Source organism: Caldisericaceae bacterium, from assembly GCA_036574215.1.
Lineage (GTDB): Bacteria > Caldisericota > Caldisericia > Caldisericales > Caldisericaceae > Caldisericum.
The window spans coordinates 1-13161 of record JAINCR010000049.1 but is presented as its reverse complement, the minus strand read 5'-3'; the positions used below and the strand labels follow the sequence as shown (position 1 = coordinate 13161).

Here is a 13161-nt window from a genome sequence, read left to right as displayed (position 1 = left end):
AGGTACGATGGATAAAATTTTTGATTTAAGCACAACGAAAGTAAAAGTACCTTTGCCAAACTTGTTACAAGTGCAGTTAAAATCATATGATGATTTTCTAAAGAACGGAATTTCTGATGTTTTAAAAAAGGTTTTTCCTATTGATACCAAGAATATTAGAGTTGAATTTGTCGAGCATTATGTAGGAGAGCCTATTAGGACTCCAGAGGATTGTATTAGAGTTGGTGTTACAAACGATGTTCCAATTAAAGCTAAATTCAGACTTATCTATAAGAACACTGGAGAAATGAAAGAGCAAGAGGCTTATATAGCTGATATTCCAAAAATGCTTTCTGATGGGACTTTTATTATTAACGGAAAGAAAAGGGTAGTGGTCCAGCAGTTAATTAGGTCGCCTGGAATTTACTTTCAAACTGAGAAAGACGCAGAAACTGGCTTTTTAAATTATATAGTAACAATCATTCCTGATCGTGGTAATTGGATGGAGGTTAAGGTTAGCAAAGATAACGTTATATACATCCGTTTGAAAAAAGGAATGAAAAAACTCCCCATTACAGTTGTTTTGAAGGCAATTGGTTTCAAGAATAACGAAGAAATCCTTGAACATTTCTATCGAGAGATGACTGTTGAGGTTCTAACAACTTCTCCTTTCTCTTACGATTTGGTGCTTGGGAAAAAACTTCTTGAAGATATCGTAGTTTCTAACAAGGTAATCCTTAAAAAAGGGACAGTTCTTACGGAAGAGAGTTTTGAAAAATTAAGAGAAAATAATATTCAAAGATATACATTTAAAGTAGAGGGATATGATTACTGGATTGAGCAAACCCTTAAAAAGGATAAAACTACCAATTCAGAGGAAGCCAAGGTTGAAATTTATAAAATATTCCATCCGAAAGAAAGGGTTACTTCTGAAGCTGCAGAAGAGCTCGTGCATAACATTCTTATGGATGAACGTCGCAATGAATACTATCCGATTTCAAGGTATAAAATCAACAGGAAGTTTAATACCAATAGCCAGGATCACATACTAACAAAAGATGACTTTGTAAATATGATTCTGTATCTACTTAAAGTAAGAGATGGTATCGAGAAAGAAGATGATATCGATAGCCTTGCAAATAGACGTGTAAAAACAGTTGGTGAGTTAGTTAAGGAAGAATTCGAAAAGGGAGCTCTTAAAGTCCAAAGAAGTGTAAAAGAAGCAATTTCAATTAGAAAACCCGAAGAAATAACTATTTCTTCTATATTCAGTAATAAAGCTATCACTGGCCAACTAAGACAATTTTTTGGTGTAAGCCAGTTATCACAATTTATGGAAGAGACAAACCCTCTTGCCTCTCTTACCCACAAAAGGCGTTTAACTTCTTTAGGAGCAGGAGGTCTTCATAGGAAAAGAGCTGGAATCGAAGTAAGAGACGTTCACCCATCGCATTACGGAAGAATTTGTCCTATTGAAACACCAGAAGGTCAGAATATCGGTCTTATTAATTCACCTACTATCTTTGCATCTGTTAACGAATACGGATTTTTAACAACTCCTTACAGAAAAGTTAAAGATGGTGTTGTGTTGGATGAAATTGTTTTTCTTCCTTTTGATGAAGAAGAAAAATATATTATTGCTCAGTCAAATACTAGGATAGATGAAAAAGGTCGAATTTTGGACGACCAAGTCGTTGCAAGAAGAAGGACTGGCTTTGGAGAGATATTACCTCAGTATGTTGATAAAAATCTGGTTCAATTAATGGATGTCTCCCCCCAACAGGTTATAAGTCCATCGGCTTCTCTTATTCCTTTCCTTGAGCATGATGATGCAAACAGGGCTCTAATGGGTTGTAACATGCAAAGACAGGCAGTCCCTCTTTTAGACCCTGATTTGCCAAGAGTTTCTACCGGGTATGAATCAAAGGTTGCAGTTGACGATATGGACCTTCCTATTTCAGGATACGACGGAATTGTTTCTTATGTTGATGGTAATGAAATTCATATAGTTCCAAATGTTAGTAAGACCAAAGTCGTTTCTATCTATAGAGAAGCATCTGACCTTAGGCACAGTCTTCTTAACCGAATAAAGCAAAAAGAAGTCGTTCTTTTTGACATAAAGCCGGAGAATGAAGAGTATTACAAGTTTATAGGCGAAAAGATTACAAGCCAAATTGTTGATAAACTTATAACTCACGGGATAGAGCAAATTTCGATTCTTGAAAATGAAAAGATACAGAAATTTTCAATGTTAGATCTCTTTGAGAAAGAAAGAAACGAAACACTTGTTGGGCTTATTGCTAAAGAGACTGTTTTAAGCAAGAAGGGTAAACCTATCATTGATGAAGGACAGAAAATTTCGGACACAAAGTTTAATAGGCTTTACGAACAAAGTGCGGTAAAAGAGATTAAAGTTGAAGAAAATGGTGAAGTTGTAATAAAACCTATTTTTAGAATCGTCTTAACTCCTCTTGGTAAAAGCCTTATTGGTAAAAGTCTTTTTGCTACACTTACAAATACAAAGAAGACAATTAGAATGAGTGAAATTCTCACTGAAGATCTTCTTAAAACTCTATATGCTCAAGGTATAACAGATGTATTGGTTTTTTCTACTCAGGAAGTAGAAACATTCAATTTAGGAAAAATTAACGAAGAGATATTGGATACAGTAGTTGCAAAAACTTATAAAAATGAGGCTCAAGAAGTAATTGTAAATGAAGGAGAAATACTTGACTACGATAAACTTCGTAAACTTGTTGAGGCTGGAATAAAAAAAATCGAAATAAAAGAAAGTGTTGTTTATAAACTAAGAAAGTTTGAGAGAACAAATCAGGATACCTGTAGAAACGAGCGTCCGATTGTTAAAAAGGGCGATATCGTTAAAAAGGGCCAACCTTTGGCAGATGGTTTTGCAACAAAGAATGGCGAAGCAGCCCTTGGCATCAATGTTCTAATTGCATATCTATCCTGGTATGGTTATAATTACCAGGATGCTATTGTTATTAGTAGAAGGCTTGTTTCGGAAGATAGATTTACTTCTATACATATTAAAGAATACACAGTAGAAGTTCATGAAACCGATCAAGGACCGGAAGAACTTACGCCAGACATAAAAGATGTAAGAAAAGAAGCTCTTAGATTCCTTGATGAGAGGGGTATTGTAAAAGTTGGTTCTAAAGTAAAGGCTGGCGATGTTTTGGTTGGTAAGGTTACTCCTTTCCCAGAAGAGGAAGAATCAAATGAAGCAAAGATTTGGAGAAGTCTTTGGAGTAATAGAAATAGTAATTTAAAAAATAGTTCGTTTGTTGTTCCACCAGGTGAGGATGGTGTTGTTATTGGTGTAGAAGTTTTCTCAAGGGAAGAAGGTTATGAACTTACGAAAAATGCATTAAAACTTATAAAAATATTCGTTGCGAAAAAGAGAAAGATCATAGTAGGAGATAAACTTGCAGGAAGACATGGTAATAAGGGAGTAGTCAGTAAGATTGTAGAAGAAGAGGATCTTCCTTATCTTGAAGATGGCACTACTATTGATGTAATTGTAAGCCCGCTTGGAGTCCCTTCGAGAATGAATATAGGGCAGATCTTAGAAGCAAACCTCGGTATTGCAGCAAGAAAATTGAATCTAAGGGTAGTTACTCCGTCTTTTATTGGAGCAACAGAAAAAGATGTGAAAGATTTACTTAAAAAAGCTGGTTATAGTGGATCAGGTCAGATGACAGTTTATGATGGTAGAACTGGAAAACCCTTTGAATATAAAGTAACAGTTGGGGAAGCATACTTTCTTAAACTTAATCACCTTGCTGAAGACAAGATTCATGCGAGGGCTGTGGGTAAATATACTCTCATTACTCAGCAGCCAGTTGGTGGTAAGGCTCAATTTGGTGGGCAGAGATTAGGGGAAATGGAAGTATGGGCACTTGAAGCATATGGAGCTGCCAATCTTTTGCATGAGATGTTAACAATTAAATCTGATGATCTTGAAGGAAGAAAAAGGGCATATGAAGCAATTTCCAATGGTATTACGATCTTTGACACCGGAATCCCAGAATCGTTCAACGTGCTTAAGAGAACTCTCCGTGGGCTTGCCATTGACCTAAAGGTATTGCCTTCCCAGAAACCCGAGTTAAAAATTAAGGAGCCATTGTATCCAAAACCAGTAAATAAAAAAATAAAATTTGAAAAATCTTCAAGGGAGGAGTAAAATGAAGGTTCAGGAAACTAAGAAAATTAGAAATGTAGTGCTTGTTTCTCATGGTAATGCAGGCAAAACTACACTTTTAGAAGCAATTTTATTTAAGAAAAAGTTCATCCAGAGAATGGGTAGAGTTGAAGATGGCAACACAGTTTCTGACTATCAGCCTGAGGAAAAAAATAGAAAATTTAGTATTAGTCTTTCATTGATACCTGTAGAGCATAAAGGAAATAAGATTAATTTTTTAGATACACCTGGTTATGCAGATTTTGTAGCTGAGGTTTTAAGTGGTATTAGGGCAGCAGAAAATGGAGTTCTGCTTATAAACGCTTCTTCTGGTATTGAAGTGCAAACGAAAAAATACTGGAAGTTCCTTGAAGTTGAGAATAAACCACGCGCAATCTTTATTAATAAACTTGATATTGAAGGAACTGATTTATCGGCTTTACTAAACCATATAAGTGATTTCTTTGGATATAAGGCTATCCCTCTTAATTATCCTGTTTTTGAGAATGGAAAATTTACAAAAGTGAGTTCAATTTTTGAGGACACTCAACATGAAAATTACAAACATGCTATTTATGAAATTGCTGCTGAAAACGATGATGCAATGCTTGAAAAATATCTTAGTGGTGAAGAATTGACTTTAGACGAAGTAAATACTGGTTTGAAGAAAGCATACATGAAAGGTAACTTCTACCCTATCTTTTTCGGGTCGGCGTTGAATCTTGTAGGTATTGATGAATTTCTCAATTTCATTACGGATGTAATGATTAGTCCAGAAGACCTGGGCGAAGTAAAAGGTATCAACCCAACAAATAAACAAGAAGAAACAAGGAAGATTTCTACTGACGAGTCTTTCTCTACTTTTGTATTTAAAACGCTTTCAGATCCTTACGTAGGTAAGCTTTCTTTTACTAAAGTTTATTCTGGTGTTCTTAAGTCGAATGCAACAGTGTATAACTCCTCAAAGGGTGTTGTAGAGAAAACTGGACAAATAGTCTATCTTACTGGTAGTGTTCAAGAACCTGTGGACGAGGTAATTGCAGGTGATATTGCCGTAATAACAAAACTTACCGTAACTCAGACAAATGATACTCTTTGTGATAGTGATAACCCAATAGATTTACCCAAGATTGATTTTCCAGAACCCATGCTTACCCGTGCAATGCGTCCAAAGACAAAAACCGATGAAGATAGGATGAGTTTAGGACTTTCTAAAATTACGGAAGAAGATCCAACTGTAAAAATATCCAAGAATTTAGAAACAAAAGAACAACTTATTTCTGGAATTGGTGAAACACATCTCTCAGTTATAATGGAAAAACTAAGTGGTAGATACAATGTGAATATTACCCTCACTCAGCCAAGAGTTCCCTACAGAGAAACTATTACTACCAAAGTAAAGGTTGAAGGTAAATACAAGAAACAGACAGGTGGTCATGGTCAATACGGTCACTGTTTCCTTGAAGTTGAACCTCTTGAGAGGGGAAAAGAGTATAGCTTTGAAAGCAGAATATTTGGAGGGGCAATCCCGAAACAGTATATACCAGCCGTAGAAAAAGGTGTTAAAGAAGCTATGGAAGCAGGAATACTAGCAGGCTATCCGGTTATCGATGTAGGCATAGCCGTTGTAGATGGATCTTATCATCCTGTTGACTCTTCAGAACTTGCATTCAAAATTGCAGGTTCTATGGCATTTAAGAAAGCATTAGAGCAAGGAAATTCCATTATTCTAGAACCTATTGAACGCATTGTTGTGATAGTTGATGAGCAGTATATGGGTGATGTTATTGGTGATCTGAACGCAAAGAGAGGAAGAGTCCTTGGAATGAAATCAGAAAATGGTAAGCAGATAATAGAAGCTTATGTCCCTCTTGCAGAATTGTTAAATTATGCAAATGACCTCAATTCAATCACTCAGGGGACTGGTGAATTTAGGATGGAGCATTCACATTATGAGCCTGTTCCACCTAAAATTGCTGAAAAAATAATCCAAGAGTCTCAAATGAATAAAAAAGAAGAAGCAGAATAAATTAGGGGGTGACTTTTTTGAATAAGGTAGATATAAAGGCTTTAAAAATACTTCTTGCCTCTTCTCAAGAGATAAGAGACTGGTCTAAAGGAGAGGTAAAGAGGGGAGACACTTATAGTTATAGAAACTATTTACCAGAGCCAGATGGTTTATTCTGTGAAAAAATCTTTGGTCCTATTCACTCTTATCAATGCCACTGCGGAAAATTAAAAGGAAAACAGCACGAAGGACTTACATGTCCTAACTGTCATGTCGAAATACTTCCTTCTAGCGTAAGAAGGGAGAGATTTGGTCATATTGAGCTTGCAACTCCTATTGTTCATATCTGGTATTTTAAAAACAACATCAACTATATTGCACTTCTTCTTGATATGAAATCAACTGATATTGAAAAAATAATCTACTTTGTGTCGTATGTGGTAACAGATCCTAAAAAGACAAAACTCCGTTATAAACAAGTTCTCTCTGAAGAAGAATATTACACATTTAAGTTTGAAGAAAACCTTGATTTTGTTGCAAAGAAAGGCGGAGAAGCAATAAAAGAGCTTCTTGAAAAAGTTGACTTGAAGGAATTAAAGGATAAAGCTACTAAGCAAATTAATAGCGGAACAACCCAAGAAAAAATAGCCGCAGTCAGACTTTTAAGTGTGGTAGATGGGTTATTGGAAAATAATAGAAAGCCCGAAGATATGGTGCTTACGGCTATTCCTGTTATTCCACCAGACCTTAGACCTTTAGTGCCTCTTGAAGGTGGTAAGTATGCTTCTGATGATTTAAATGAGTTGTATAGAAGGGTTATCAATAGAAATAACCGTTTGAAGAAACTATATGAAGTTGAAGCACCAGATATCATGCTTGATAATGAGAAAAGAATGCTCCAAGAAGCTGTTGATGCCTTATTTGATAATGGAAGAAGACCTTACCCAGTGGTTAATGCTAACAAAAGGCCGTTAAGGTCCCTTACAGATATCCTAAAAGGTAAGGAGGGTCGATTTAGGGAAAACCTTCTTGGAAAAAGAGTTGATTATTCAGGTAGAGCGGTAATAGTTGTTGGCCCAGAATTGAAAATTGATGAGTGTGGTGTCCCCAAGGAAATGGCGCTTGAGTTATTTAAACCTTTCGTAACCTACGAACTTTCAAAATTAGGATACAACAAGAAGAAGGCAAAAGAATTAATTGAAAACCCAACAGAAGAAGTATGGAAAGCCGTTGAAGATCTTTCTAAAAACTATGTTGTTTTACTCAACAGAGCTCCAACTCTACATAGACTGAGTATACAAGCTTTTAAACCTGTGCTTATAGAAGGTAAAGCAATTCAAATTTCCCCTCTTGTATGCACACCTTTTAATGCAGACTTCGATGGAGACCAAATGGCTATCCATTTACCTTTGTCTTTACAATCTCAAATGGAAGCAAAATCACTTATGCTCTCCTCGAATAATATTCTTTCCCCCGCTCATAGTGGTCCTCTTGATACTCCTGTTCAGGATATGGTTATTGGCATTTACTACCTTACACTTGAGAAAAAGGATGGTAAATTAAAAACTAAGCATATCTATGATAATCCATACCTTGTGGAATTACTTTACGAAAGAGGCACATTCTCACTTCACGATAAGATTAAATTTTATTTCAGGGGAGAAACAGTCGCGACAACCGTTGGGCGTGTGATTTTCAATGCGAAAATAAGAGATGGTGTATTCTCTAATGGTGAAGACGATTATCCATTCATTAACGAGGTAGTTGGGAAGAAACAATTAGAAAAGATCATTTCTGACTTTTATGATAGGTATGGTATTGTTAAGACAGATATACTTCTTGATAATCTAAAAGAAATAGGTTTTAAATTTGCAACCGTTAGTGGAGTAAGTATTGGACTTGATGATATTAAAATTCCGAAAGAACGAGTGAAATTTATAGAAGAAGCTCAAAAATCTGTTGATCATATTGAAGAGTTATACCAAAACGGTCTCAAAAATGAAGGCGAACGATACGAAGCAGTTGTTGATATTTGGAGAAAAGCAGCTGAAAATATCCAGCAACTGGTTTTTAACAATTTTAACGACTTCGACCCTGTTTATATGATGGCTATTTCTGGGGCAAGAGGAAATCCTAGCCAGATTACGCAAATGGCAGGCATAAGGGGTCTAATGGCTGGACCTACAGGAAAAATTATTGAGTTTCCAATCCTTTCTAACTTAAGGGAAGGTTTAAGTGTTCTAGAATATTTCCTTTCAACACATGGTGCAAGAAAAGGGCAAGCCGATACTGCATTAAGAACAGCGGATTCTGGTTATTTAACACGTAGGCTTGTTGATGTTGCACATGAAATTATTGTTAAAGAAGATGATTGTTCTTTAAGAAGAGTTAAACCAACAAAAATTGGTGATGAGATATTAGAACCACTTTCAGCAAAGGTTGTTCATAAGATAGCACAAGAAGATGTTATTGATGTAAATACCGGAAAAGCCTTTATTAAAAAAGGCGACGTTATTTCCTTTGAACAAGCTAAAATGCTTGATGATCTTCAAATTAACTCAATTCTTATAGAGGATTACGTTAACGGTATTGAATTAGAACCTATTGTTGAGGGTAATAACTACGATAAACCTGTTATATCATTATCTGAGCAGATATGGGGAAGATTTGCAGCTGAGAATGTTTTTGCTCCAGCACAGGTAAAGAAAATAAAAGTAAATAAAAAGGCTCTTGGCCATACACTGGCTGAAGATATCCGTGATAGTAATGGAGTGGTTTTAGATAAAGGTAAAAAGGTTACCGAAAATGTTTTGAAGATTTTAGAGGAACTAAATATTGACTATGTTGATGTTTTTGATGGTAAGTTAGAATTAGTAGTTAAGAAGAACGAACTAATTACAAAAGAGATTGCAAAGAGGATTGAAGGTTTAGGTATAAGAAAGGTCAAAGTCCGTTCTCCTGTAACATGCAATGTTGAACATGGAGTATGTGCAAAATGTTACGGTATAGATCTTTCCAATAGGCAAGTAGTGAAAATTGGGGAAGCCGTTGGTGTTGTGGCATCAGAATCCATTGGGGAACCTGGAACACAACTAACTCTTAGAACTTTCCATACCGGAGGAGTTGCAAGTAAAGACATTATACAAGGTCTACCAAGAGTTGAGGAGCTTTTCTCAGCAAGAAGCCCTAAGGGTAAGGCAATCATTGCAAATGCTTCAGGTAGAGTAGAAATTACATCTGATAAATTGAGGCAACTTATCACTATTACTACAAGTAAAGGAGAGAAGATAAAGATTACAGCTCCAAGGGATAAAAAGATAAAAGTTTCAACAGGAGATAATGTAAGAATAGGAGATATCTTAAGTGAAGGACCTCTTGATCCTAAAGAGATACTTGAAATTAAGGGTTTGAATTTTACTGCAAAATATCTTGTGCAGGAAATTGAAAAAGTTTACAAGTCTCAAGGAGTGGATATTAACATTAAGCACATTGAAGTTATTTTGAAGAGAATGTTTGATAAAGTATTAGTAGTTGATTCTGGAGATACTAACTTCTACAACGGAGAAATTGTTGATAGAGAAAAAGTATTGATGGAGAATAGAAGAGCACTGGCTGAAGGGAAGAACATTGCAAAATTTAAGCTTTTGGTCCAAGGTATTACAAAGACTGCTCTTTCCTCTGATAGTTTCCTCTCTGCCTCTTCATTCCAAGAAACACCAAGAGTGCTTGCTGAGGCAGCTATTAAAGGAAAAATAGACCTCTTAAGAGGAATGAAAGAATCAATTATTGTTGGTAAGAAAATACCTGCAGGCACAAATATGGAATTTGAAGAATGAATTTTATTATTGACATTTAATTTTATTTTGGTATAATTTTTTGTTATGTGAAAAATTGGATAGGAGGATGCAATGCTTACTTTTAATCAATTGGTAAGAAGCCCTAGGAAAAGGGCAAAAGAAAAAAGTAAAACACCGGCATTAGAAGGATGCCCCCAGAAGCGAGGGGTTTGCATTCAAGTTAGAACAATGACTCCTAAGAAGCCTAATTCTGCTTTGCGAAAAATCGCAAAAGTAAGATTGACAAATGGTATGGAAGTTATAGCTTATATACCTGGTATTGGACATAACCTTCAAGAGCACTCCATGGTATTGGTAAGAGGCGGAAGGGTAAAAGACCTGCCTGGTGTAAGATACCATATTATACGAGGTGCTCTCGATGCTGCTGGTGTTGAAGGAAGAAAACGTGGAAGATCAAAATATGGTGCTAAAAAACCCAAGACTGGAGGTGCATAATGCCAAGGAAAGGTCCTGCGCCGAAAAGAGAAATTGAAGGAGATCCAATTTACGACCATGTAATGGTTGCTAAATTAATTAACAACTTGATGAAGGGAGGAAGAAAAAGCCTTGCAGAGAAAATTGTTTATTCCTCGTTCGATATTATTAAGGAAAAAACGGGTAAAGATCCTATTGAAATTTTTGAACTTGCATTGGAAAAAGTAAGGCCTTTGGTAGAAGTTAAACCAAGAAGAGTTGGTGGTGCAACTTATCAGATTCCAATAGAAATTGAAAAAGAAAGAGGTCAAAAGCTTGCAATTAAGTGGATAATTGCAGCAGCTAGATCGGTAAAAGGTAAGAGAATGGAAGAAAAGTTATCTGAAGAAATTATTAATGCAGCAAATGAAACAGGTGCTGCATATAAGAAGAAAATTGATTTGCATAAGATGGCAGAAGCAAATAGATCTTATGCACATTTAAGGTGGTAGGTGAAATTTAATGAGTAATGGTGCCCCTCTTAATAAAATAAGAAACATTGGGATTATTGCTCATATTGATGCGGGTAAAACAACCACTACTGAGAGGATCCTCTATTATACAGGAAAAACTTACAAACTTGGTAATGTAGATGAAGGTAATACCGTAATGGACTGGATGGTCCAGGAAAAAGAGAGGGGTATAACTATTCAATCGGCAGTTACAACCTGTTTTTGGAAGGAACATCAGATTAACATCATCGATACACCCGGCCATGTTGACTTTACGGCAGAAGTTGAAAGGTCACTTAGAGTTCTCGATGGGGCTGTGGTTATCTTTTCCGCTGTTGAAGGGGTTGAAGCACAATCCGAAGCTGTTTGGAGACAGGCAAATAACCACCATGTTCCAAGGATAATTTATATTAATAAAATGGACCGACTTGGAGCATCTTTTGAGGATACTCTTGCAAGTATAAATGAAAGGTTGAATATTAAAGTAATTCCTGTTCAGATTCCTCTTATAGAACAGGATGAATTTAAGGGTGTTATTGATTTAATAGAAGATAAAGCCTACATTTTTACTTCCGAAAGTGGCGAGGAATTCGAAACAGTTGATATTCCAGAAAATTATAAAGAAAAATTCAATTTATACAGGGAGAAAATGTTCGAAGCAGTTTCAGATGTTAATGAAGATGCCCTTGAACTCTATCTTGAAACTGGAACAATCCCTAAAGATGTTCTTAAAAAAGCAATAAGAAGAGCAACTATCGAAACAATTGCTTTTCCAATCGTTGTAGGTTCTTCATTTAGGAATAAAGGTATTCAGATGCTTCTTGACGGTATTTGTGAATATTTACCCTCACCGCTTGATAGAGAAGATACAATTGCGAAAACAAAAGATTCTAATGAAATTAAACTTTCGCCTGATCCAAATGGACCGCTTGCTGCACTTGTGTTTAAGGTTATGGCTGACCCCTACTCGGGTATCTTGAGTTTTATTAGAGTCTATTCTGGGACTATTAAAAAAGGTAGTTATGTATTAGATTCGACAACTGATGAAAAGCAGAGGGTTGCACGTTTATTAAGATTACATGCAAACAAAAGAGAAGATGTAGATTCGATATCTGCAGGTGATCTTGGAGCAGTTATTGGACTAAGAAATGCCTATACGGGCCATACAATTTCTGATGTAAATAATCCCATTATCCTTGAGGATATAAAATTCCCCGAGCCAGTTGTTTCTATTGCTGTAGAACCCAAAAGTAGCACTGATCAAGACAAGCTCTCTCAAGCACTGGCAAAGTTTGCAATTGAAGATCCTACTTTTAAGATTAAATACGATGAAGATACCTCAGAGACAATAATTTCTGGAATGGGTGAACTGCACCTTGAAATCATAATAGATAGGCTTTTAAGGGAGTATAAGGTTGAAGCAAGAGTAGGGAAGCCACAAGTTGCATATAAAGAAGCTATTTCTAATTCTGCAACAGCCGAAGGAAAGTATATTAGGCAAACAGGTGGTCATGGCCAATATGGGCATGTAGTTTTAAGGATTTCTCCAACTGATCTTGATAAAGGAATTGTTTTCGAGGATAAAACCAAAGGTGGAATTATACCTAAAGACTTTATTCCATCAATAGAAGAGGGTGTAAAACTTGCCGCAGAAAATGGACCGCTTTTAGGTTTTCCTGTTTACGGAGTTTATGTAGAATTAGTGGATGGCTCATATCATCCTGTAGATTCTTCGGAGCTTGCTTTTAAAATTGCCTCATCAAAGTCATTTAAGGAAGCAGTTGATAGAGCTTCTCCTTATTTACTTGAGCCTCTTATGAATGTTGAAATTATAGTTCCGATGACATTTTTAGGAGAAGTTATTAATAGTGTAAATTCAAGAAGAGGTAATGTTAATGGGATAATTGAAAGGGGAAATACTGTTGTTATTAAGGCAACTATTCCACTTGAGACAATGTTTGGATATACAACGATTTTAAGAACGATTACACAGGGAAGAGGTTCTTTCTCCATGGTTTTTGAAAGATACGAAAGAATTCCTTCTCAAATACAAACAGAAATTATTAAAAAAGCCAAAGGAGAAATTTAGGAGGTAAACATGGCAACTAAAGAAAAATTTGAAAGAGCAAAGCCGCATGTAAACATTGGTACCATTGGTCATATTGATCATGGTAAAACTACTCTTACTGCTGCTATTACCAAAGTTCTTGC

At 35.9% G+C, this 13161-nt stretch carries 7 protein-coding genes; all 7 read left to right on the top strand.

Annotation, left to right across the window (positions count from 1 at the left end; all coding sequences use genetic code 11):
* The first annotated feature begins 7 nt into the window (after positions 1-7).
* The gene (locus K6343_02850; protein MEF3244909.1) at positions 8-4183 is read left to right on the top strand and encodes a hypothetical protein; all 4176 of its coding nucleotides are present in this window, start codon (positions 8-10) and stop codon (positions 4181-4183) included.
* A gap of 1 nt (position 4184) precedes the next feature.
* The gene (locus K6343_02845; GenBank protein ID MEF3244908.1) at positions 4185-6209 is read left to right on the top strand and encodes an elongation factor G; all 2025 of its coding nucleotides are present in this window, start codon (positions 4185-4187) and stop codon (positions 6207-6209) included.
* A 17-nt stretch (positions 6210-6226) separates the two neighbouring features.
* Positions 6227-10024: a DNA-directed RNA polymerase subunit beta' gene (gene rpoC / locus K6343_02840; protein ID MEF3244907.1), complete on the top strand. Its 3798-nt coding sequence runs from the start codon at positions 6227-6229 to the stop codon at positions 10022-10024.
* A gap of 72 nt (positions 10025-10096) precedes the next feature.
* Positions 10097-10480: a 30S ribosomal protein S12 gene (rpsL, locus tag K6343_02835; protein ID MEF3244906.1), complete on the top strand. Its 384-nt coding sequence runs from the start codon at positions 10097-10099 to the stop codon at positions 10478-10480.
* A complete protein-coding gene (gene rpsG / locus K6343_02830) occupies positions 10480-10950 on the top strand; it encodes a 30S ribosomal protein S7 (protein ID MEF3244905.1) in 471 nt (156 codons plus the stop codon). The genes rpsL and rpsG overlap by 1 nt, the downstream gene beginning before the upstream one ends.
* Before the next feature lie 10 nt (positions 10951-10960).
* The gene (gene fusA / locus K6343_02825; GenBank protein MEF3244904.1) at positions 10961-13039 is read left to right on the top strand and encodes an elongation factor G; all 2079 of its coding nucleotides are present in this window, start codon (positions 10961-10963) and stop codon (positions 13037-13039) included.
* Positions 13040-13048: 9 nt separating this feature from the next.
* Positions 13049-13161: hypothetical protein (locus K6343_02820; protein ID MEF3244903.1), on the top strand; the 113-nt coding region annotated here is incomplete at its 3' end.